Raw genomic sequence first — 22,612 nt, 5'->3', positions numbered from 1 at the left:
GATTTACACGGCCTCCCCGTGCCCCCCGATAGGATCGTAATTTTCGCGGACCCGACACTATGAAGATCCTGATTATTGAAGACGAAAAGGAAATGGTGAAGAGCATGTCGCAGTTTCTCCGGCAAGAAAGCTACGTTTGCGAAATTGCCTACTCGGCACACGACGCCCTCGAGAAAATTCTGCTCTTCGACTACGATTGCATTTTGCTCGACATCAACCTTCCCGATGGAAATGGGCTGAAGATCCTTGAAAAACTGAAGGAAAGCCGCAAGGCAGACGGCGTGATCATCATCACGGCAAACAATTCGCTGGAAGACCGCATACAAGGCCTCAACCTGGGCGCGGACGATTACCTGGCCAAGCCGTTTTATCTGCCCGAGCTCAGCGCCCGCGTGTCGGCCATCATTCGAAGGAAGCAATTTGGCGGCAGCAACAAGATCTTGTTCCGGGAAATATCCGTCGACTTACATGGCAAGATCGTCATGGTGAACGACGACGTCATCGAATTGACCCGCAAAGAATACGACCTCCTGGTATTTCTACTCGCCAACAAAAACCGGGTCGTCTCCAAGAACGCCATCGCCGAACACCTGTCGGGCGACAATGCCGAACTTCTGGATAAATTTGACTTCTTATATTCCCACATCAAAAACCTGAAGCGAAAACTGGCGGATGCCGGCTGTGAAGACTATCTTAAAACCGTGTATGGGTTGGGGTATAAATTTTCGGTATGAGGCCCATGGTCCAGAATTGAATAGCGTCATGCAAAATCTAAATCCCTACGGCTCCGAACTTCTCACGCAGGTTGAAACCTATGTCAGGGATCTCTTGGGAAGCCAGCTTCCGGCCACGCGCACCTTCCACACCCTGAATCACACCGTTGGCGTGGTCCGCGCGTGCTGGACGTTGGCGTCGCATTACGATGTTCAGGAGCCATCGGTGGAGGTGTTGCTGACCGCCGCCTGGTTTCACGACACCGGCTATATCAGGGGAGGCGCCAACCATGAACAGGAGAGTGTGAAGATAGCCGTCCGGTTTTTGCGTGATTTTAATTTGCCCCCGGAATTCTATTTTAAGATCGAAGGCCTCATCAACGCCACGCGGATCACAGCACGTCCCGTGGGACTCCTGGAAGAAATCCTGTGCGACGCGGATTTGAGTCACCTGGGTTCGGCCGAGTATGAGACGTGGTCCTTGTTGCTTAAAAAAGAATTTGAGTTGCTGACCGGGAAGCCCATGACATTGAGGGCCTGGAATAAGCAGAATATTTTCTTCTTTAAAAATCATGTGTATTATACAGGCTATGCACGTGAGCATTGGGAGCCGGTAAAGCAGAGGAACTTGGCGCGGTTGGAGGAGTAGCAGGGCGTCTTCTTTGCTCGCCCCCCGAAGCTTCAGCGAAGGAGGGTCAGTCGCCGCCAAACTAGCCCTTTTCAAACCGGGAGACCGTTAGCGTAATGCCGGCTAATATTCCAGTCGCCGACCAGCCCATAGCACTCACCATACCTTTTTGCGCGGCGGATGCTTCCAGGCCCGGGTTTGGGAAATAGATCAACATCGGATGCAGGTAAGGGTATAAGTAAATGTATTCCCATTGCCGTATCATAAATCCTGCTGTGAATAGTCCCAGGCCAATGCCAATGGGGATCATGAAGTTGCTAAAATGCAAACACAAGCAATATTGTACGATCATAACGGATACTATGGATACATACATTTTCAAGGATAAGGTGAACATCAGGTTTATAGGAATGGCGTGGAAGGAGAAATTGTATCGGTTCTGAAAGACGTTGATGATAAAAGCACTGAGGAGGGTGAAAATGTTAAAGAGAATAAAGCAACACACCATCAGCAAATGAAGGGTCACCAGTTTTGAGAAGAAGATGTCGGCATACGACCGCGGGGAGGCAAAGACCTGCTTCCAGGCATGGTTTCTGAATTCTATCTGAACCACCAGGCTGGTGAGGAGAACAACATACATGATCAACAAAAAGCCCGCGGCAATCTGCCAATTGAAGTCCAGGTATACACCCCACGGATCGGACTGGACTTTGGGGATAAAATAGTCCGGACGAGCCAGGCATTTAATCGTATTGACAAGGGGTATAAATCCGGCCCCCAGCAGGGTGAGCCATACGGCCGCCGTGTTCCTGCATTTCAGGATTTCGGCCTTTGTGTTTAGCAGGAATGAACGGGTCATGATGGAATGATGTCTAGAAATAGATCCTCGAGTGAACAAGTACCGAAAGCAGCTCTGTAGATTCGCAGATCTTGTTTGACAAGCCGGGCGAGTAAGACGGGCACCTGTTCCTTTGTCATGCCGGTAATGGACAGGGTTGTCTCGCTGATCTTTCTCACGTTAAATGAATTCTCCAGGTGAGGCATGGCCTTTTCAGGAGCATCTAACTCCAATTCAAAAGCGGTGTTTTCGGATTTCATCTCCATTAACGACCGGCTTGACCCCTGAAACAACAAACATCCTTTATGAAGGATGCCAACGTGCGTTGCAATCTTTTCGACTTCGCTTAACAAATGACTTGAAACAAGAATGGTTTTGTGAAATTCTTCTTTGAGTTGTTTGATCAATCCCCGGATTTCAATAATGCCTTGTGGATCAAGTCCATTGGTGGGCTCATCCAGGATGAGAAGTTCAGGATCGTGCAGCAACGCCAAGGCAATAGCCAGCCGTTGTTTCATGCCGAGCGAATAGGTTTTTACCAGTTGGTGGCGCGCCTCAGATAAGCCCGTTATGCTTAATACTTCCGGAATTCTTTTTTGGTCACACCGAAAGGTGAGCCGGTAAAGCTCCAGATTTTGATGGCCCGTTAAGTGATGATACAAGGAAGGTTGTTCGATAAGGGAGCCAATGCGTTTCAGTATAGCGAGACGGTTGGAATTTAAATGCTGTCCGAAAATAGATATGCGTTGATGATCTGCTTTTAACAATCCAAGCAGGATCCGTAACGTGGTGGTCTTCCCCGCACCATTTGGTCCCAGAAAACAGTAGATGCTCTCGCTTTCAATTTGCAGGTTCAGATGGTGAAGCGTCCTGACAGACGGACTGAATCCGAAATTGAGATCTTTGGTCTCAATGATGTTCGTCATGATCCCAAGACGCTCCGCTATGCTATTTGTTACAAGACCAGCTGCAATTGTGTTCGCATTTCCGCATTTATGAATGGGAACTTAATTGGTCATCAGCGATGCTGGTGCCTTATATTCTTTATCAAAAGGCGATCGCTCGTTTTGAGCATTTTTGTAAAACCGTTATTTCCAGATCAAGACGATCATACCGGCAAAAATGAGAAAGCCACCCAACAGAATTTTTGGTGTAACGGGTTCTTTCAAAAGCACAAATGAAAAGAGCAACGTGATCAAGATGCTGGCCTTGTCGATGGCGGCCACATACGACACTAGGCCATCCTTCATGGCGCGGTAGTAAAAGATCCAACTCACCGTGGTGGTGATGCCCGAGGCAACTAAAAGTCCTGCCTGGAGCCAAGTCAGATTGGAAAGCTCTTTGAATCGAGCGCCGGCCAGATTGACGGCAGCGACAAGAATAAATATGATCGACGTGCGGATGCCCAGGGCAAGGTCGGGATGGATGTTTTGAAGTCCATATTTGGCGAGCACGGACGTGAGGCCGGCAAAGATCATCGAGATGATGGCGTAGAGGATCCAGGGCTGCATAGCAAAGGTATTTGAGTTTTGAAGCGACCACAAAGCACGCGAGCTATTCTGTAGACATTCTGGATAACCCGCGGGCTTTCTGATCCATCAAAGATACCCCTTTCGCACAAGCGCAAACGTGGGAACCGGCCCATGTTTGAACGCACGGACGACCCGGAGAAAATCAATAGGTTTGGTTGCTCCGGGGACACCCGACAGAAAAACCGGCGCAGCGTAAGCGCTCTTGTTGCTTACCAGAAAAAAAATGCCGAAACTTTGACGGGAATGGGATGTCAGACACGGAACGATCCTGAATCTGGCACTTCTTACTCACAACTAACGACTAAAGACTAACGACTCACGAAATGGACAGGCTTGAATTTCTCCAACATCTCGGTGCCATCGGAACCGGCGCCATACTCGCGCCAGAGGCATGGAACCATAAGACCACCACAGCAGAATTTCCCGTAGTACGAAAGGCAAAAGAGCAACGGAATTTTTCAAGTCCAGCCATCGAAAAGGCCATTGCCGATTTTAAATCACGCGTCAAAGATCCGGAACTGGGTTGGTTGTTCGAGAACTGTTTCCCAAACACGCTTGACACCACCGTGTTCCTGAAATCAAAGGGCAAAGAACCCGACACCTATATCATCACCGGCGACATCGATGCCATGTGGCTGCGCGACAGCACCGCCCAGATCTGGCCCTACCTTCCCTTTATGAAGACCGATCCGACGCTGCAAAACCTGGTGGCCGGCGTGATCCACCGTCAGACCCGCTGCATTCTCAAAGATCCCTATGCCAATGCATTCTACGATGATGAATCCAAAATAAGCGAATGGAAAGACGACCTCACAGAAATGAAGCCCGGCATCCACGAGCGCAAATGGGAGATCGACTCGTTGTGCTATCCCATCCGCCTGGCCTACCACTATTGGAAAATTTCCGGCGACAGCACGCCCTTCAATGAACCCTGGAAACAAGGCCTCCAAAATACCCTGCGCGTTTTCAAAGAACAGCAACGAAAAAATGGAAACGGCCCCTACACGTTTCAGCGCAACACGTTCTGGGCCACAGACGGCGTGCCACTGAGTGGCTATGGCTATCCTGTGAAGCCCGTCGGATTGATCTGCTCCGTGTTCCGCCCCAGCGACGATGCCACGATCTTCCCTTTCCTCATACCATCCAATTTCTTTGCCGTGGTCAGCCTCAAGCAAGCCTCGGAAATGATCCGCACCATCAGCCACGACACCCCGTTAGCAGACGACTTGATGTCATTAGCAAAAGAAGTAGAGACCGCCCTCAACCTCTACGCTACGGTGGAACATGCCGAGTTCGGAAAAGTGTTTGCCTATGAAGTGAATGGCATGGGCAGTTTCAATCTCATGGACGACGCCAACATTCCCAGCCTGCTCTCACTTCCCTACCTTGGCGCCGTGGAAGCCGACAACAAGATCTATCAAAACACCCGGAGGCTTTTGCTTTCCGATAGCAATCCCTTCTACTTCAAAGGAAAAGCCGGAGAAGGCATCGGCGGCCCCCATGCCGGCATGGAGATGATCTGGCCCCTCAGCGTGATCATCCGCGGCCTCACCAGCAAGAATGATGAAGAGATCAGAAAATGTATCCAAACCCTCAAGTCTTGCCACGGCGGAACAGGATTCATGCACGAATCTTTCCACAAAGACGACGCGACGAAGTTCACACGGAAGTGGTTTGCATGGGCGAATACGATCTTTGGCGAATTTTTGTGGAATACGTATTTGAATAAGCCACATCTGTTGTCGTAGCGGGGGATAAAAAAAGAAGGCTAAGCGTTTAACAAAAACGAGAAGGGCACAGTGTCGCTAACGGTCAATAGATTTCTCAGCTCTGGAAAATCGGGGTTTATCAAAAGGTTGAACTCGGCAGGGAAAAATTGAAGGTGCAATCTTGCTGAGGGCACTTTCAGAAAAGGAGAGTCAGAAGAAGCAAGCCATTGTTTTCCAATTTCCTGTGTGATCAAACGGTGTGGCAGTGCGTTCCAATCGCCAGGCAAACGCGCGGGATTGATCTCGCCGATTGAGGTTTCGTCCCTGATCTCATAAATGACCATCCGCCAGGCTTGCGTGCCAACAACATGCCCCCGGATACACAGATATTCCAATTGAGCCAGGGCGGCGGAACTTGCGGCATAAAACATGTTTGACCCTCTTGGATTCCAACGTTTAGCAGTTCCTGAAAAACTATACGGAGCAGTGGCGTATCGCTCCTGCATGATCCTGTAACAGTGCATAGACTTGATATATCATAAAACGTCGCCGTAGATGAGGGCATCCAAACTCGCATCGACCCGGTCAACGCCGATGGGAGATGTAATTAAAGATATTGGGGTCACATTACCTAGCGCCATGTTGGGGCTGTTCAGCCAACGTTTAAAGTCCGTAAGATTTCCGAAGACATCCACACCCTTTTTTACAACTTCGTCTATTTTAAAAAATTGGGCGGCCCCGGATTTTCCAATACGCGAATTTGATTTCCAACGCGAAACCGTACTGGTAGAAACGTCGGCGGCTTTTGCAATTTCGGGCACGTTCAGATCGAGATAGTCAACCAGGAATTCAATCTCACTGGAAGGGATCCCGTTTTCATTTTCCACCAAAGTAGAGATATCCACCAAGCTTACTGCTTTTGTAAAGGAGGGGACCATATAGCCATATCCCGTCTTCACCGAAACAACAGACTTCTTTCCGTTCCGGATAACCTCCATTTCAATTCGCTGCTCACGCGGTATCAATCGTTCGATCTCTGCAATAGAGCGCGACGATTTTCTCCCCGCCAGAAAATCTTCCTGAGGAGCGTGCGTTTTTTTAGGACTGCTCTTTCGACCCGGTGTCTTCCCGAACCGTGTCACCCCGCTTTTTCTTCTGCTACTTTCGCTCATCGTCATGTCATTTGATATATCAATATACGTCAAATGCACAGAAAAGTAAATCATTTGACATTACAGTATGTATCAAATGCATGAAATATTTTTATAAGTAATTGATAAAGAATTAATTAAAAAATAACAATTTATTGCCCCCAACTTACCTGTGGCAGCACTTCTCCAGAGGATTCCAAGGCCCCAGGCGGTTTTTTTGTTGTGAAAAGCGTAGAAAAAAATCACCGACATTCATGTAACCATATGAAGTATCGGGGGTAACTTTTGTATTCCCTAACTTAAAAAACTGCCTCTGTCATGATCCGGAACTACCTCAAATCCGCTGTTCGCAGCACCCTCAAAAACAAGGTCTTTACAGTGATCAACGTATTGGGTTTGGCCGTTGGGTTGGCCGGATCGATGCTCATCACCCGTTACGTAATGCACGAACTCAGCTACGACCAGGACCAACTCCGGAAAGACAGGATCTTCCGCGTACAGTTGGACCGCTACAGCAAGGGCGAGGTCACCACGCGATGGGCCGCGGGCGCCGCGGGGATAGGCCCCGAGCTTAAAAATAATTTTCCGGAAGTTGAGTACTATGTCCGCATGTGCGAGGACAAGCAGACGTTTGGTCACGACGACGTCGCGTTCAAGGAGGAGCATATCTACTACGCCAGCGAAGATTTTTTCAAGGTCTTTTCCTTCCCGTTGTTGAAAGGCGTCGACTCGACGGTGCTCCGCGAGCCGCACACGATGGCGGTCTCAAAGACGTTTGCAAAAAAGTATTTTGGCGACGAAGACCCGATCGGGAAAATGCTCCGCAAGAATGGCGTGGAAGAATGGATCGTCACCGGCGTGTTTGAAGATGTGCCGGAGACCAACCACATGCGGTTTGATGCCCTGCTTTCTTTTTCAACCTACCTCACCTATTTCAAGGATCCCGACGCGTTGAACACCTTTGGGTGGGACGGATTTATGACCTACGTGCAGCTTTATCCGAATGCAAAAGCGAGCACCCTACAAGCGAAGCTTCCCGCGTTTGTCGAAAAACGGGAAGGCGAAGAATTTAAAAAATATAACTCCGGCATGGTGTTCAACCTGGAGCCCATCACCCGGATCCATCTTTTTGCCAACAACCTCATGATGGACTATGGTCCGAATGGGAATGGCAAGTCGGTGTATTTCCTCGCGATCATTGCGGCATTCATCCTGGTCATCGCCTGGATCAATTACGTGAACCTCGCTACGGCGCGGTCCATGGAGCGTGCGCGCGAGGTCGGCGTACGGAAAGTGCTGGGAGGTCTCCGGTCACAATTGATCCGGCAGTTTCTGTTGGAATCGTTTATCATCAACCTCATGGCCTTTGTTCTTTCGCTGGTGCTGGTCAGGTTGCTATTGCCAAACTTTGCAGCGCTCGCCGGAAGAAATTTGGACACGTCGCTCTTTAGCAATAACATTTTCCTGCTGGGCACGGTCGCTGTCTTTGTGCTGGGCGTGTTGTCGTCGGGATTGTATCCTGCATTTGTCCTGTCTGGATTTAAGCCTGCCGCCGTGCTGAAGGGCAAACTACAAGGTTCTCCGCGTGGAAAATTCTTGCGCAAGGGGCTGGTTGTTTTTCAATTTGCGGCATCGATCACCCTCATCGTTGGAACCTTCACCGTGTACCGGCAACTTAGCTTTATGCGGAATAGCGACAAGGGCGTGAACATCGATCAAACCATCATCGTGAGGGGCCCGGACATCAGCGACTCCACGTATGTGAATCGCTTTTACGCGTTTCATGATGATCTGACCAATTACCCGGAGATCGTCGGCGTCACGGCGTCGACCAGTATTCCGGGCCGGCAGCCCGATTGGAACGCCGGGGGGATTCGTCGCATTGCGGAGACCGACGAGGCAGCAAACGAATATCGCGTGCTGGGTATTGATCAGTCCTTTGTTCCCACGTTTGGGCTGGAGCTTGTTGCCGGTAGAAATTTTTCAAAAGAAATAAAGACCGATCGCGCCGGCGTGCTCTTCAACGAATCGGCCGTGCGGCAAATGGGTTTTAAAACACCCAAGGAAGCGCTGGACGAGCAGATCTATTTCTGGGGCGACACCTTCAAGATCGTGGGTGTGCTAAGGGACTACCGCCAGGAATCCATGAAACGAAACTTCGAACCGCTGATCTTCAGAAATATTCCGGACGCGCACAACTTTTACTCCATCCACATCAAAACCGGCAATGTCCAGTCTGTCGTTGCGTTGGCAGAAGAAAAATTCAAATCCTATTTTCCGGGCAACCCGTTCCAGTTCTTTTTCATGGATGACTACTACAACCAGCAATACCAGGCCGACATACAATTCGGAAAAGTATTTGGTGTGTTTGCCACGCTGGCGATCTTTATTGCCTGTATGGGATTGTTCGGTCTCTCGTCCTACATGGTGGTGCAACGGACAAAGGAGATCGGCGTGCGAAAAGTACTGGGGGCCACCGTGTCGCAGGTGATTGCCCTGTTGTGCAAAGAGTTCGCCTTGCTGGTAGCCGCCGCGATCGTGATCGCCGTGCCCGTTTCGTGGCTGGTCATGAACAATTGGCTCAACGAATTCGCCACCCGGATCTCGCTCTCGTGGTGGATCTTTGCCGTGCCGGGTGTTGTTGTTATGGCCATTGCGTGGGCCACGATCTCGCTGCACACGTTCAAGGCAGCATCGGCAAATCCCGTGGATGCGCTGCGCTACGAATAGCTAAGAGAAGGATAATGGAGATGTAAAGGTTGGACAGGATCATTAATTCTACAGAAAATCAGAGGAGTCTTTGGATTTTTAGTAGTTTTGACTCATTCAAGAGCACCCAGTTAAAATGCAATGGTTTAGCTCATGTTGTCATATCGTGATCCTGTCTGTTTTAAACTATGTCTACTCGCTTTTTCTCTCTAATCTGCAAGCACAAAGCCTTGCGCCGCGTTGCTGTTTGGTCTATTTGTCTTTCGGTACTGACATCCTGTGGCAAGGATGACGATATTGTTGATCCGGTAGAACCAAAGAAAATATTTTCACTTTCTGTTGATGCTTCGTATCCGGCCACAACAAGAGATAATTGGGTGTTGCTTCACGATCAGAATGGATCTTTGATTGATTTTAAAAAATACAAGGCGGGCGATGTGCTGACGTTTGAAACCGAAAAAGAAATCAAGGATAACAAAATGACGGTAACGATTTTTGCCAACCGCGAGAACGCCATCAACTACCGTATCAAAAGCTTTGCAAATATTCCCACTGGAGAAGTTTGGACCCTCAAGGGGCCGACGCCGGAATATCCTTTTGTTTTTCCAACCGGAATTGGGCAGTTCGATATTATTGTGAACGACATACCTGCTGATAAGAAGGTTCGCGTTGCTGAAAATAGTTGCACAGCTTCCTTTATGTTGGGTAGCTCTGCAGATAAGACAGTAATAAAGTCTCCGTTATTGTCGACCACCCCTTACTATACTCCCTATTACATGACAACGGTAGAATCTGAAAGGGATGAGCATCCAAAGTATAAGGTGATCGCAAATCCTAAAGACAAGGATACCTATGAATTTTCGTATGCGGAAATGAGTGAGTTCGAAAGAATATTACCGGTAAGCTTTTCAGATGCAGGTTCGTTTTATGCCAGGATATGCGGATTCGGCGAAGATCAGTCTTATATTCCTGGGAATGTATCGGGATGTTGCCATTCGTACGATAATAGTGCACTTCCGAAAGAAACATCTATGCATTTAGCTTTCACCAGCGCGTTTCCAAAATATCAGACGAGCGTATATATGAACACAGGAAACTACCTGTTTATCTATGATCAACAGGGGCCTATGCCGGAATCGATACGGGTACCCCAAAATGCAAAGTATGGTTCTGTCAACAAGTCCGTGCATCATTATACCTATACCTACGATCAGCCATTCGACCGTTTGGATTATGCTGCCGTATATCATGACCCGAACAGGGCGGACGTAAACATTTCGTGGACTATCTACACAGGCAAGGAATGTCCGGTGATCCAGGAGTTGCCCGAAGGATTGATCGTGGAGTATCCTTCTATCAACTTTTCTTATTTTAGCGACGTATCACCAGAATTCATTAGCGGCGAATCCCATGAAGATATGGTAGCATTGAATTTCAAAGCCGGAACGAAGGAAAAGGACGCGTTTGCGAAATCAAGCTACATCCCAAAACCCTGATGCATTGCCATAGTGATCCTGAATAGGAGGATGACCTGTCCGTTTCAATCGGTTTCTTTTTCAAACGCGCTCTCATACGCCTCCCGAAGTCGTTTCAAGCTCTCGTGGGTCTTTGCCAACTGAATGAAAACTTCTTCCAGCCGCTTGAACGCATTGTGGGCGGCATCTTTTTGGTCGGGGGTGAATTCGCTCACATAGCCATTTTGAATGAGCGTCTGAACTTCGCTAAACCGTTCGTTGGCGTGGGCATCCACGGCGTTGAGTTGAACGGCTACTTTGGATAGATCAAAGACTACCATGTTGTGTTGCTTTTAGATTTATAGAATTGCCCCGGGGCTCAGTTTTTCGGGGACGGGAAGTCAATTTAGCGAAATAATCAGGCTTCTGTTTTTAAGCAGCAGGGATTTTCCGGCCGATCGACGGCCGGTAATTCGGAGTAGCAATTTTAATGAATGAAAAGCGCCGGTAAACAGGAATCATCCTCGTCTACCGGCGGGGGGTAACATCCCTCGAGATCTATTTAAAGATCCCGGCGATTTTTTCGGGTGATATCGCCAGTGAAGGGCGGCTGGATTTTTGATGCAAGTAGTTTTTTAAACTCAACAACAGCTGACGTGCCTCCGGCCGTTGTTCCTGATCGGTCAGCAAATCAATTCCCGACACGATCAATGTACCCTTTCCAACGCTGCATTCGAAAAGCAATCCGATCGATCGCGAGGTCACCCAATCGTCGACAACCCGCACGATGGGATGAAGACCTGGATCAACGGCATCGAGCAGGATGGCGTTGGAGTGACTCATGGCATCCCACCACTGCCAATTGCTGTGATACTGCGTAGGAAACAAGGCAAAGGCCGGGTGTTGGGGATTACAAAGAATGCCCAGCGTGTGTGGCGGCTGACCATTGGTCCACGCCGTATTCCAGAAAATGCTGGAAAAGCCAACCGCGATGTCACCGCCAAATTCGGGTTTCACCGATCCTTTCCGTGGAGTGAGTATGACCTTGCCACCTTGATTCAAGGCATCAACAGCGCGCTTGTCAAGATGGTCGGTCACCAGAATTTCATCGGTGCCTTCCGAATGCTTTGCCGGGTAGACAAAGAAATCCCAGGAATTTTGAACCGCGCCAACCGATACCGTTAAGATCAGGAAGGACGGAGCGGCGATCTGGGTCAGCGTTTGTTTAATGTGACCCAGCTCATTTCCATTTCCAACGGGGATGATGGCTTTAGGAAAATCGCCTTTGAAAATTACTTTCCCCGACCGGTCGGCAATCTCCCAGGTCGCGGCGCCAGCATTCAGCGCACCGTTGCTGAAATTGGCAACTTCCACCGGGACGTCGAGCGCTTCATCATTCCAATAGATCATCTTCGAAAAACGGGCGAGGGGCACGATGGCGTTGCAAAACCGGCTGTACTCTTTCGCGGTGATGTAGCCCTTCTCTTTCCAGAAAGGATTGAGCACACCCACCAATGCCGTTCCCTGGCCAGGAAAATCATGAAGGTCCAGGAGTTGAAAGCCGGCGAAATTTTTTGTCCGGAGCGCGGCTTCAATATCCGCCTTGTAACAGAGCGCCTGAAGTTTGCCCGAAGCGAGCAGGAAACTATCCGCGAGATGGCGAAGGTTATTTTTCTTCAGGGTGGCTTCAAAGATCTCGAAGTTCTTTGCTTTCAACACACCATCGTACTGCGCGATCTCTTTCAGATCCGGGAAGACACACCATTGACCAATCTCGTGACTGACCGTGGGGATAGGCCATTGGTTAATGATCCCAGACCAATCATAATTCGTTGCGGGGGCCTTGCCGTTGATGATGCTTTTCAATCCTGCTCCCCAATGTTGAATGCGGGGATCGGGCGTGCTGTTGTAGTTATTTTCAGGAACCAGGGGCCAGCCGGCACCGGTCGTGTACTGGCGGCGATTGTCGTGTTGTTTCCAATAGTTCACAAAGTCGGTGAGATACTTCACCTGGTGATCTCCGGCGGGCTCATTGCCATAGGCCATCAGGCAGAAGGAGGGATGGTTGCCATAAGCATTCACGATGCGTTCACTTTCCTGTAGTATGTAGCGATCAACCGGTTTGCCATCGCCGACCGCCGAACCTTGATTGGCCCACGAAGAACACTCGATCTGCACATAAATACCCAGGCTGTCGGCGACATCGAACGCCGATTCGGGAGGGCACCAGGAATGGAAGCGGACGTGATTCAATCCAAAAGCTTTGCAGGTAACAAAGACATTTGTCCAGGCGGCTTTATCAGTAGGAGGAAATCCTGTCTTTGGAAAGATCGCACACTCGAGTGTTCCGCGAAGAAAGACAGGGCGGCCATTGATGGTGAATTGGGTTCCCGAAGATGAAAATTCGCGCATCCCGAAATCAACATCTTTCACATCTGCTTTTCCTTTTTCATGCGAAAGGTTCACCGTCAAGACATAGCGATTGGGATTGAATTCGTCCCACAGGAGGGGCGCGTTTCCCATATGGTATTCTATTTCTACCACACTGGAATCGGGTTGGACCTCCAGGGCCTTGCTTATCTTTTTTAGGTTGCTGGTTTGGGATGCGGTCGGCCGGGCCTGTAGTTCCAGGGTTGCCTTTGCTTTTTGATGGGTGGTGTTGATCAATTGAACCCGCACCAGGAGTTTCTGGTCTTTTAGATTTGGAAAAATTTTTACGTTGTGGACATAGATCAACGGTTTAGCCTGGAGCTGCAACTTTCCGATCATCCCATTCCAATTGGTTTGCGTGTGGTCGCTGATGCTGTGTGAGTTCTGTCCCACATCGATCTGCTTCACCCGGTTGTCGACGCGGATGGAGATCCGGTGCACGCCCGGGCGTATTTTCGCAGGCAGTACGTAGACATGCGACACGGCTAAACTGTTTTGCTGCCCCAGGGGCACATCGTCGATCCATACCGTGGTCTCCCAATGCGCACGCTCGATAAACAGCTCCACAAATTTGTCGCCCCAAGATGGAGGGAGGGTGATGGTTTTCTGATACCAGGCTACCCCTTTGAAATATTTTACGGGCTGCAGCCAAAAGGGCACTTTTATATTTCCGGGTTGGCGATAGGGCGCAAACTCCGGTGATTTAAAGAAAGCAGAATCAAAGATCGACCCGGTCCAGGGTGTGTTCACGGCAATGTCGTCGCCCTTGCCGTTAGAGGCCATCGATCCGGGTAACATGATGTGGTCGTTCAAGGGTTTGGTAAACCACTTTCCTTCTACGCCTTCATCTTTCCGGTCGATTTGAAAAGACCATTGGCCCGAGAGGTCGAGAGTGGCTGGATTGGGCTGGCCAAAAGTGCGGGCGGAAAGGGCCAGCAGGATCACCAGGAGAAGAGAAGCATGCCGCGTAATCTGGCGGGTTGGATTTTTTTCTGATTTTTCCATTCCGTGAAGCGACAGGACGGGTTCCTCCTTTCGCATCGTTACAGTCTTGTTGTTTTTCATCTAAACCGATTGTTTGTTGTAAAATTATCGCACAGGACAAAATTGCACATGGATTAAACTTTGGTTTTAATGGATAATCTTATGGCGCCGGAAGCATGCAACGCTTTTGATCACCAGGCTTCAGGGTGGATTTACTGCTTTTTTTCTAGTATATATAACTTTCTTATATAATACGTCGTTTACCTACCTGACTATACCTCCATGACCTCAAAAGAACTGATCAAAGGAACCCTGCGGGTGATTGTACTGAAGCTGCTTTCAGAACATAAACAAATGTATGGCTACGAGATCACCCAGCTGGTCAAGGAGCGGACGGACAGTGAGATCGAGCTCACGTTTGGTGCGCTTTATCCCACCCTCCATAAACTCGAAGCCGAAGGCTTGCTGGTAACCAAAACGGTCGTGGTCGACAACCGCGCCAGGAAGTACTACTCCCTGACCAGCGCCGGCAACAAGACGGCTACGGGAGAAGTGCAAAGCTATTTTGATTTTGTGAAGGCGATGAATTTGGTGCTTAAGTATTGAGACATGCCCTTATCCAGGAGCGAAATCGATTATATCCGTTATGATCTGCGAACGAAGGGGTTGGCCGGCGGCGATCTTTTTGAAGAGCTCGTCGATCATGTGTGTTGTGAAGTGGAGCTGCGGGTGGGAGAGGGCATTGCCTTCAAGAAAGCCTATGAAGCGGTGATCCGGAACATCGACCCGGCACACTGGCCTGATTTGCAAAACAAGGTTCTCCAATCCGAAAATTATAACGCAGCCACTATGCTCCGAAACATATTGAAAATGATGCTTCGCAACATGAACAAGCATCGCTTCCATGCCACCATAAACGTTGTGGGGTTGTCGCTGGGACTGACCTGTTTTATGGTGATCGCACTGTATCTCCGGCACGAGCAGGGCTATGACAAAATGTTTACGCAATCGGCTTCGATCTATCGCATCACCGCGTCGTCCACGGTGGGTGGGACCACCAACCATATTCCCACTACCTTTCCGGCGTTTGGTCCCGAGATCAAAGCACGTTTCAACGAAGACGTTGGACACTACACCCGGATCATCAATTATAAATATTCGCGGATGGTTCCGACGTTCCGTTACAACGAAAATATTTTCTACGAAGAGAAAGTGATCTTTGCAGACTCCTCATTCTTTGATCTTTTCGACTTTCCGTTTTTGACCGGCAATCCTGAAAACGCGCTGGGCCATCCCAATGCCGTGGTGATCACAAAAAAAATGGAAGAGAAATATTTTGGATCCGAAAGTGCCCTGGGCAAAACACTCCGCTTCAACAACCAGACCGACCTGGAAGTGACCGGTGTGGTGCGCGATCTGCCATCCAACACACACATCCAGTTCGACTTTGTTATTCCCCTTTCCAACATCGCGAGCTCGGGTGTGTTCAAGGACACAAAATTCCTGGAGGAGTATAACAACGACTGGTTCTGGACCTACTTCACGGTCAAAGATCCCTTGAAGGTGCCCATCATCGAGGCCGGCATCAACAAAATTGCTACCGACAAGCTTCCGGATTTTCAAAAAGACTTCAACGCTAAATTTTATGTTCAGGCGCTCCACGATGTGCACTTGCACTCGGAGTTTGACTACAATACGGATCTCGCACAGAATGGCAACATCCGGAATCTCTACATTTTTATATCGGTAGGCATCCTGGTGCTCGTTATCTCGGCGATCAATTTTATAAACCTGACCATGGCCACGGCCTCGCGCCGGTTCAAGGAGATCGGCATCAGCAAGGTGCTGGGGGCCTTGAAGTGGCACCTGAGGCTGCAGTTTATCCTCGAGTCGGTGGTGGTCTGTATGATTGCGCTGTGTTTCGCGTTTTTGATCCTTCCCTTGATGCTGCCGTTGTTCAGCAGCCTGCTGGACGTTTCGCTGTCGTTGGATGTGCGGGCGAACGCATCTCTCCTGGGAGGCATTTTTTTGTTTACCATTCTTGTCGGGATTTTGTCGGGCGCGTATCCGGCGTTTTTCATTTCTTCCTTCGAGCCGCAGCGGGTTTTAAAAGGTGTCTGGAAATCCGGCAAGGGTGGGAATGGAGATTTCCGGAAACTCCTGGTGGGGGCACAGATCGCGATCTCTATTTTCCTAATCATCGGCACCATTGTCATTGCCCGACAGCTTCGTTTTATCCAGGACAAATCACTGGGCTACGACAAAGACCAGATCATCATGGTGACCATCCGGGGAACGAGTGTGCCGGGATCCTATTTTGCTTTCAAGAACAACTTGTTGTCGGAGAGCTCCATCGTCAGTGTGTCGTCCGTGTCGGAACCGATCGGTAGGGAAGTGCAGTTTATGAGCTTCACCGTGGAAGGAAAGGAGAAGACACAGTTTGTAAAGATCCTCAATGTCACCCACGACTTTGTGAAGACCATGGGCCTGGAGATCGTACAGGGCCGCGATTTTTCGCGCGACCATGCCACGGATTCCACGTCCGGATTTATCATCAACGAGGCCGCTGCACGCGCTTTCCAATGGGACGAACCGGTAGGGAAAGCGCTTGACCACGCCGGCCGGCCGGTGAAGTTGGGTAGCGTGATCGGCGTTGTGAAAGATTTCAACTTTGAGCCGCTTCAGAAAAAAATCGACCCCATCATCATCTGGTTTGGCTGGCCGCGGTGGTATGCGGCCGTCAGAGTCGAGAAAGGCAAGACCGCCGAAGCCCTGGCCGCGATTGAACGGGAATGGAAAAGATTTGAACCCGAGAAGCCCCTTTCATTTCACTTCCTGGATCAATCCATCGACCAGGTATACAGCAGCGAACGGCGACTCAGTAAAGTATTCATGATCTTCTCGGTGCTCTCTATTTTCACGGCGGTGCTGGGCTTATATGGCCTGGTCTCCTTTATCGCCGAACAACGCCTGGCGGAAATAGGAATCCGGAAAGTTTTGGGCGCATCGGTGAGCAGCATCCTTTACCTGATCTCCAAAGAATATGTGTTGCTGGTGGTGGCCGCATTCCTGTTGGCCGCCCCGATCACCTACCTGATCGTGGACCAATGGCTCCAGAACTTTGCGTTTCGCATTGCTTGGAGTCCGCTTTATTTTCTTTCCGGTCTGTTGATCAGCGGCACGATTGTGGTGATCACCGTAGCGCTGAAGGCTGTAAAGGCAGCGCGTTCAAATCCTGTGGATACCTTAAAATATGAATAGCTAAGGGCAGGGCAAACGGGTGAGAATCATCCGTAACACCTTGCTGCATAGCCTATCAGCGCGACTCACTGGTTTCTTTGCGCTGCCTGCCCGCTTGCCGACCGTAGCTTTAGCGAAGGATGGCGGCTCAATTTTTTACTCACCCGCGACCTTCCCATTTTTACAGTGGCTCCATCGGCCACATTCCAGCATTTTTAATTTATTTCCAAATCCCAAAATCCAAACCGTTTGCTTTCATCGTAGGTGGATCAGGATAAATAAACAACCCTCTTATGAAAGCAAAAACAACAGACCTTCGAAAAGGCCTCGCTGTGCTCCTGGCTATCGGTGTCATCTCCTCGGCGACGTATCTCATCGCGGCAGATCACATCGACGCGCCGGCCGTGACCGGCAAGGCTTCCGACATCACGGACTTCTATGCATTCGAAAGCCCTTCGAACAGCAGTAACCTTGTGTTTGTCGTGAACACCCAGGGACTTCTCGCCCCCACGGCTACAGCCGCCGCGGCCTTTGACTCCGATGTGATGCTGGAAGTGAACATCGACAACTCTTCCAACAAAGACAACATGGAAGACCTCGTGCTCCAGGTGACATTCGAGAACGGCAAAGTGCAAGTGTATGGTCCCGTGGCCCCCATTGAAAAAGGACTGAACAGCACGCTCGTCACCACCGGCTACAAAGTGGAAAGCGACATCAGCACCTATGCTGGTTCCCCGATGACGGGTGAGGCCAACGGCATCAAGGTTTTCGCCGGCCCGCGCGATGATCCGTTCTTCTTCGACCTGGACCAGTACAAGAAAGTGATCGCCGGAACCGCCACCGGGTTCAACAACCCCGGGACGGACACGTTTGCCGGCACCAATGTGATGTCGGTTGTCATCGAATTGCCCAAGTCATTGCTGGGCAGTGGCCCCATCAACGCGTGGGCGACCACCAACCGTAAAAATTAATTCCCTCCACTCAACCCTTTTTTGAAAATGAAACTGAAATATGTAAACCTGTTGGCCGTGGGCGCGTTGATTGCGCTCGGTGCCTGTAACAACGACGATGATGCCACACCCATGCCGGTCACTTACGTGCAGGAAGACCAGATGGCACGTCCCGCCATCAACACCGTCTTTGTGAGTGCCGGCGACAAGGACACTTTCAACGGCACCATCCCTTCCGCACAAAACGCTGCTTTTGGAACCAAGTTCAAGGATAGATTGCTGGCCCTCAACCCCGGCTATACCACCAACCTGCTGGGCCTCGATGCCGCCACGTTCACCGGCGTGCTCTCCACCGACGTGTTGAGCGTAGCCCTGAGCGGCGCCACAACATTCTACGACGGCACCCATGTGCTGACGGGCCGGAAACTGAACGACGATGTGATCACTGTCGAGTTGATCCTGCTTTTCGGCGGACCGGATGCGACAGCCAACCCCATGCTGACCGACGATCACGTGGACGCCAACGACAAAGGATTCCTCGACACGTTCCCCTACCTGGCCACACCGCATTGATGCAAACACAGCCCGGGGCGCGCTTGCCCCGGGTTTAGTTTTTTCATTCAAAAACTTCCAACCCATGAAAAAGAAGACCCTCCTCTTCCTGTCACTGGCATTTTCGGTTTTGCTCATCCTGGGCTGCGCTGAAAAACAGGAACACGACATCACCCACCCGGCCGACTATGCCGCCTACCTCGCACCACGCACCGACGCAGCACTTCAGAAATGCAACGAAGAAATTGCCTTCTGGAAAAACAAACAATCGCGCACGCCCGACAGCGAAACGTGCAAACTCCGCATCGCCGGACTGTTGTCGTCACGGTTTATGTTGACGGGCCGCATCGAGGATATTTTTGCGTCCGATAGTGTATACCGCTCCGTGCTTGCTGCTTCGGGAAATGAAAATGCTTCCGTACATCGTGCGCTGGCGGCCAATGCCATCACGCAACACCAGTTTGGGGAAGCGTATCAACAAATCCAAAAAGCGCTCGCCATCGGGGAGGGGAAAGCCTCCTCGTTGTTTATGCTGACGGATGTGGATCTTGAACTCGGCGATTATGCCGGCGCCAACCGGGCACTCAATAAGATTGCCACGCGCAATTTCTTTCCCTATATCATCCGCAAAGCAAAGATCAAAGACCATGAAGGCGATCTTGATTCCGCCATTGTCCTTATGGAAACGGCACTCGCAAAGGCGAAAGACAATGCTTCTCTTTCCCTTTGGACAAAATCAAATCTGGCCGACATGTATGGTCACGGCGGACGCGTCGAAGAAGCCTATCACCTCTACCTCGACATTCTCAAAACCAACCCAGACTATGATTATGCGCTAAAGGGAATTGCCTGGATCGCCTTTTCGCATGACCACCGCTATGCAGAGGCCCGGCACATCGCGCAATACATCAATCAAAAAAGAGCCACACCCGACATGCATTTGCTGCTGGCAAAAATTGCCGGCGCTGAAAACAACATGACGGAAAAAATAAAAGAACTACGTGTGTTCGATTCACTGGCCAACAGTCCACGCTACGGCGACATGTATAACAAATATCTGGCGTTGATGCAGGTCGAGGATTTTTCAAACCCTGCGAAAACAATAGCGCTTGCCAAACGCGAGATCCAAAACCGCCCCACGCCACAATCGTATGACCTGCTGGCCTGGGGATATTTCCACGAAGGCAAATATGCCGAGGCATTGGAAGTGGCCGAAGATTTTCTCGTAGACAAGACCTTCGAACCCGATGTGCTCTTTCACCTGGGCATGATCTACAAGGCCAACGGTCAAACCGGCAAAGCCCGGACCTACTTCCGTAGCGCAGAAAAGAGTGCGTTTGAACTCGGTCCTGCGGTGACGCAAAAAATAAAGGAAGCCCTGGGCAATAGTTGAACGCACCGGTCAGTTTCATCCGGAAGCCGTGCTGTGAGAACTCCTTTCTATTCCTAAATTTGAAGCTATGAAATTCTTTGTGCTGCAACTGACGCTGTTGTTGGTTGCCCGATTTGCCCTTGCTCAAGGCATTGTGCAAGGGTCTGTATCGGATGAGAAAAATGAGCCATTGATTGGGGCCTCGGTATACATCCCGGAGACAGGAACCGGCGCCATCACCGATCGGCAGGGACGTTACCGCATCACGACCGCAAAGGCCGGTAGCTATTCCGTTCGCATTTCCTACATCGGCTTTGAAGCGCAAACCATACCGGTAACCGTCGTCGATGGCACTGCGACATCGCTCTCCGTCCAACTCAAGACCGGTGGGGTTCAGTTGGCTGATGTCACCGTGACGGGAGGTCTGGATCGCCCCATGAACACCTTGTCACAAGTCGACATTCGCTTGCGACCCGTGAACACCGCCCAGGATATTCTTCGCATGGTGCCCGGCCTCTTCATTGCCCAACATGCCGGTGGCGGCAAAGCCGAACAGATCTTTCTCCGCGGCTTTGATGCCGACCATGGCACCGACATCAATGTGGAAGTGGATGGCATGCCCGTGAACATGGTCTCGCACGCCCACGGCCAGGGCTACGCCGATCTTCACTTTGTTATTCCCGAGCTGGTAGACTACGTCGACTTCGACAAAGGACCCTACTTTGCCGACAAAGGCGACTTCACCACCGCGTGCTTTGTAGGCTTCCAGACCCGCAATAAACTGGATCGCAATTTTGCACGTCTCGAAGGCGGCTCGTTCGGCATGGGCCGCGCCGTGGCGGGTGTCAACGTGTTGAACCGGACGCGTTCCAGTGCCTACATCGCCTCGGAGTTCACGCGCACCAACGGCTATTTCGAAAACAGCCAGCACTTCAAACGCTTCAACGTCCAGGGAAAATTTAATACGCAGTGGGGCGAACGCACACGCCTCTCGGCGGCCTTCTCCGTGTTCGACAGCCAGTGGGATGCCAGCGGACAAATTCCGGATCGTGCGGTGGACAGCAGGCTGGTCACGCGGTTCGGCTCGCTCGATCCGACGGAAGGCGGCGGCACAGGACGGATCAACCTGAACCTTCGTGCCAGTCATTCGCTGCGCAACGGCGCCACCTGGGAAAACCAAGCCTACGCCGTACGCTACAACTTCAGCCTGTATTCCAACTTCACCTTCTATCTCAACAACCCCGTAGACGGCGATCAGATCCACCAGCAGGAACACCGTTGGGTCTATGGCTACAAAACCCGCTACAGTCACGGCACAACGCTAGGAGGTATGCGCCTGCAAACGGAAGCCGGAGCGGGCTTTCGCTATGATGCTATCGACAACATTGCGCTGAGCAACACCGTGAAACGAACCTTCATCCGGGATTTCAAACGCGGCGACATCCGCGAAGGCAATGCGAACGCCTATTGGAGCGAAACCCTGTGGCTGACGCCGAAGTTTTCCATCAACGCCGCCCTGCGCTTCGACTATTTTCATTTCGATTATACCGATCGTTTGAATGTTACTCAACCCGGCAGCAAGGGGAGGGGCCCGGGGAGGGGTATCGCGAGCCCAAAACTAAATCTCAACTACCAGCCCACCGAAACCGTCAACCTCTTTGTCCGCGCCGGCACCGGCTTTCACTCCAACGATGCCCGCGTGGTGGTGGAACAATCTGCGAAGGAAACATTGCCCCGTGCCTATGGCATAGACGTGGGTGCCGACATCAAAGTGACACCCGCGCTCATCGTCCACACCGCGCTCTGGCGCCTCGACCTGGACCAGGAATTTGTCTATGTCGGCGACGAAGCCGTGGTGGAGCCCAGCGGCAAGACGACACGCGAGGGCATCGACCTTTCGATGCGCTACCAGCTCACGCCCTGGCTATTTGCCGACGCGGACCTGAATGTGACCCGGCCCCGCGCTAAAGGCGCGCCCGAAGGCGAAGATCGCATTCCGTTGGCGCCCACCATCACGAGCATCGGTGGCCTGAGCGTGCGGCGGCAGCAAGGCATCAATGGCAGTCTTCGCTACCGATACATGGGCGATCGCGCCGCCAACGAGACCAACACCGTAGTGGCTACCGGCTATTTCATCGCCGACGCCATCGTCAACTATTCCCGCCCAGGCTATGAGTTTGGCGTATCGGTCGAAAACATTTTCAATACCGCCTGGAAAGAAGCCCAGTTCGACACGGAGTCGCGTCTCAAAAATGAAACCGACCCCGTGTCCGAAATCCACTTCACGCCGGGAACGCCCTTTGCATTAAAGGTTCGGTTTACAAAATATTTTTAGTTGCCAGGATCTTGC

At 50.8% G+C, this 22,612-nt stretch carries 18 protein-coding genes; 11 read left to right on the top strand and 7 right to left on the bottom strand.

Annotation, left to right across the window (positions count from 1 at the left end; translation table 11 throughout):
- Nucleotides 1–59: 59 nt before the first annotated feature.
- Both BUB30_RS07370 and BUB30_RS07365 read left to right on the top strand, forming a co-directional pair.
- Complete coding sequence (locus BUB30_RS07370; RefSeq protein WP_073132373.1) at nucleotides 60–734, top strand: response regulator transcription factor; 675 nt, start codon at nucleotides 60–62, stop codon at nucleotides 732–734.
- Between the two features lie 28 nt (nucleotides 735–762).
- The gene (locus BUB30_RS07365; RefSeq protein WP_178377041.1) at nucleotides 763–1,362 is read left to right on the top strand and encodes an HD domain-containing protein; all 600 of its coding nucleotides are present in this window, start codon (nucleotides 763–765) and stop codon (nucleotides 1,360–1,362) included.
- Nucleotides 1,363–1,423: 61 nt separating this feature from the next.
- Here the strand turns inward: BUB30_RS07365 and BUB30_RS07360 are convergent, their stop codons facing one another.
- From BUB30_RS07360 to BUB30_RS07350, 3 genes are all read right to left on the bottom strand, one after another.
- A complete protein-coding gene (locus tag BUB30_RS07360) occupies nucleotides 1,424–2,200 on the bottom strand; it encodes an ABC transporter permease (RefSeq protein WP_073132369.1) in 777 nt (258 codons plus the stop codon).
- Entirely contained in the window at nucleotides 2,197–3,105 is a 909-nt protein-coding gene (locus BUB30_RS07355) for an ABC transporter ATP-binding protein (protein ID WP_073132367.1), read from the bottom strand. The genes BUB30_RS07360 and BUB30_RS07355 overlap by 4 nt, the downstream gene beginning before the upstream one ends.
- Nucleotides 3,106–3,267: 162 nt before the next feature.
- Entirely contained in the window at nucleotides 3,268–3,690 is a 423-nt protein-coding gene (locus BUB30_RS07350; RefSeq protein ID WP_073132365.1) for an EamA family transporter, read from the bottom strand.
- A gap of 344 nt (nucleotides 3,691–4,034) precedes the next feature.
- On the opposite strand from BUB30_RS07350, the gene BUB30_RS07345 reads away from it, so the two are divergent.
- Nucleotides 4,035–5,459 (top strand): glycoside hydrolase family 125 protein, encoded by a 1,425-nt coding sequence (locus BUB30_RS07345; protein WP_073132363.1) that lies wholly within the window; start codon nucleotides 4,035–4,037, stop codon nucleotides 5,457–5,459.
- Between the two features lie 20 nt (nucleotides 5,460–5,479).
- Here BUB30_RS07345 and BUB30_RS07340 read toward each other — a convergent pair whose 3' ends face one another.
- Both BUB30_RS07340 and BUB30_RS07335 read right to left on the bottom strand, forming a co-directional pair.
- Nucleotides 5,480–5,926: an RES family NAD+ phosphorylase gene (locus BUB30_RS07340; RefSeq protein ID WP_073134925.1), complete on the bottom strand. Its 447-nt coding sequence runs from the start codon at nucleotides 5,924–5,926 to the stop codon at nucleotides 5,480–5,482.
- A 30-nt stretch (nucleotides 5,927–5,956) separates the two neighbouring features.
- Nucleotides 5,957–6,592 carry an antitoxin Xre/MbcA/ParS toxin-binding domain-containing protein gene (locus tag BUB30_RS07335; RefSeq protein WP_178377040.1) on the bottom strand — a complete coding sequence of 212 codons (636 nt, stop codon included), beginning with the start codon at nucleotides 6,590–6,592 and terminating at the stop codon, nucleotides 5,957–5,959.
- A 297-nt stretch (nucleotides 6,593–6,889) separates the two neighbouring features.
- Between BUB30_RS07335 and BUB30_RS07330 the strand changes: the two genes are divergently transcribed.
- The gene (locus tag BUB30_RS07330) at nucleotides 6,890–9,301 is read left to right on the top strand and encodes an ABC transporter permease (protein WP_073132359.1); all 2,412 of its coding nucleotides are present in this window, start codon (nucleotides 6,890–6,892) and stop codon (nucleotides 9,299–9,301) included.
- 167 nt (nucleotides 9,302–9,468) lie between these two features.
- A complete protein-coding gene (locus BUB30_RS07325; protein ID WP_143164798.1) occupies nucleotides 9,469–10,776 on the top strand; it encodes a hypothetical protein in 1,308 nt (435 codons plus the stop codon).
- Nucleotides 10,777–10,820: 44 nt separating this feature from the next.
- Here BUB30_RS07325 and BUB30_RS07320 read toward each other — a convergent pair whose 3' ends face one another.
- Nucleotides 10,821–11,075: a hypothetical protein gene (locus BUB30_RS07320; RefSeq protein ID WP_073132356.1), complete on the bottom strand. Its 255-nt coding sequence runs from the start codon at nucleotides 11,073–11,075 to the stop codon at nucleotides 10,821–10,823.
- Nucleotides 11,076–11,292: 217 nt separating this feature from the next.
- Nucleotides 11,293–14,229, bottom strand: a complete 2,937-nt coding sequence (locus BUB30_RS07315) for a glycoside hydrolase family 2 TIM barrel-domain containing protein (RefSeq protein ID WP_221408668.1) — start codon at nucleotides 14,227–14,229, stop codon at nucleotides 11,293–11,295.
- Between the two features lie 201 nt (nucleotides 14,230–14,430).
- Here BUB30_RS07315 and BUB30_RS07310 point away from each other — a divergent pair, with 201 nt between their 5' ends.
- From BUB30_RS07310 to BUB30_RS07285, 6 genes are all read left to right on the top strand, one after another.
- Nucleotides 14,431–14,754, top strand: coding sequence for a PadR family transcriptional regulator (locus tag BUB30_RS07310; RefSeq protein ID WP_073132353.1), 324 nt, complete (start codon nucleotides 14,431–14,433; stop codon nucleotides 14,752–14,754).
- A gap of 3 nt (nucleotides 14,755–14,757) precedes the next feature.
- On the top strand, nucleotides 14,758–17,409 hold the full coding sequence (locus BUB30_RS07305) for an ABC transporter permease (RefSeq protein ID WP_073132351.1): 2,652 nt from the start codon (nucleotides 14,758–14,760) through the stop codon (nucleotides 17,407–17,409).
- 272 nt (nucleotides 17,410–17,681) lie between these two features.
- Entirely contained in the window at nucleotides 17,682–18,359 is a 678-nt protein-coding gene (locus tag BUB30_RS07300) for a DUF4331 family protein (RefSeq protein WP_073132349.1), read from the top strand.
- A 27-nt stretch (nucleotides 18,360–18,386) separates the two neighbouring features.
- Nucleotides 18,387–18,911: a DUF4331 family protein gene (locus BUB30_RS07295; RefSeq protein WP_073132347.1), complete on the top strand. Its 525-nt coding sequence runs from the start codon at nucleotides 18,387–18,389 to the stop codon at nucleotides 18,909–18,911.
- Nucleotides 18,912–18,975: 64 nt separating this feature from the next.
- Nucleotides 18,976–20,283 (top strand): tetratricopeptide repeat protein, encoded by a 1,308-nt coding sequence (locus BUB30_RS07290; RefSeq protein WP_073132344.1) that lies wholly within the window; start codon nucleotides 18,976–18,978, stop codon nucleotides 20,281–20,283.
- A 67-nt stretch (nucleotides 20,284–20,350) separates the two neighbouring features.
- Nucleotides 20,351–22,597, top strand: a complete 2,247-nt coding sequence (locus BUB30_RS07285; RefSeq protein WP_073132341.1) for a TonB-dependent receptor — start codon at nucleotides 20,351–20,353, stop codon at nucleotides 22,595–22,597.
- Nucleotides 22,598–22,612: the final 15 nt, after the last annotated feature.

This window comes from Chryseolinea serpens (assembly GCF_900129725.1).
GTDB lineage: Bacteria > Bacteroidota > Bacteroidia > Cytophagales > Cyclobacteriaceae > Chryseolinea > Chryseolinea serpens.
The sequence above is the reverse complement of the archived record's forward strand: the minus strand, read 5'-3'. Positions and strand labels throughout refer to the sequence as shown.

Coding starts and splice junctions, on each gene's coding strand:
- BUB30_RS07370 (WP_073132373.1), top strand. CDS start 60: ATGAAGATCCTGATTATTGAAGACGAAAAGGAAATGGTGAAGAGCATG.
- BUB30_RS07365 (WP_178377041.1), top strand. CDS start 763: ATGCAAAATCTAAATCCCTACGGCTCCGAACTTCTCACGCAGGTTGAA.
- BUB30_RS07360 (WP_073132369.1), bottom strand. CDS start 2,200: ATGACCCGTTCATTCCTGCTAAACACAAAGGCCGAAATCCTGAAATGC.
- BUB30_RS07355 (WP_073132367.1), bottom strand. CDS start 3,105: ATGACGAACATCATTGAGACCAAAGATCTCAATTTCGGATTCAGTCCG.
- BUB30_RS07350 (WP_073132365.1), bottom strand. CDS start 3,690: ATGCAGCCCTGGATCCTCTACGCCATCATCTCGATGATCTTTGCCGGC.
- BUB30_RS07345 (WP_073132363.1), top strand. CDS start 4,035: ATGGACAGGCTTGAATTTCTCCAACATCTCGGTGCCATCGGAACCGGC.
- BUB30_RS07340 (WP_073134925.1), bottom strand. CDS start 5,926: ATGCAGGAGCGATACGCCACTGCTCCGTATAGTTTTTCAGGAACTGCT.
- BUB30_RS07335 (WP_178377040.1), bottom strand. CDS start 6,592: ATGAGCGAAAGTAGCAGAAGAAAAAGCGGGGTGACACGGTTCGGGAAG.
- BUB30_RS07330 (WP_073132359.1), top strand. CDS start 6,890: ATGATCCGGAACTACCTCAAATCCGCTGTTCGCAGCACCCTCAAAAAC.
- BUB30_RS07325 (WP_143164798.1), top strand. CDS start 9,469: ATGTCTACTCGCTTTTTCTCTCTAATCTGCAAGCACAAAGCCTTGCGC.
- BUB30_RS07320 (WP_073132356.1), bottom strand. CDS start 11,075: ATGGTAGTCTTTGATCTATCCAAAGTAGCCGTTCAACTCAACGCCGTG.
- BUB30_RS07315 (WP_221408668.1), bottom strand. CDS start 14,229: ATGAAAAACAACAAGACTGTAACGATGCGAAAGGAGGAACCCGTCCTG.
- BUB30_RS07310 (WP_073132353.1), top strand. CDS start 14,431: ATGACCTCAAAAGAACTGATCAAAGGAACCCTGCGGGTGATTGTACTG.
- BUB30_RS07305 (WP_073132351.1), top strand. CDS start 14,758: ATGCCCTTATCCAGGAGCGAAATCGATTATATCCGTTATGATCTGCGA.
- BUB30_RS07300 (WP_073132349.1), top strand. CDS start 17,682: ATGAAAGCAAAAACAACAGACCTTCGAAAAGGCCTCGCTGTGCTCCTG.
- BUB30_RS07295 (WP_073132347.1), top strand. CDS start 18,387: ATGAAACTGAAATATGTAAACCTGTTGGCCGTGGGCGCGTTGATTGCG.
- BUB30_RS07290 (WP_073132344.1), top strand. CDS start 18,976: ATGAAAAAGAAGACCCTCCTCTTCCTGTCACTGGCATTTTCGGTTTTG.
- BUB30_RS07285 (WP_073132341.1), top strand. CDS start 20,351: ATGAAATTCTTTGTGCTGCAACTGACGCTGTTGTTGGTTGCCCGATTT.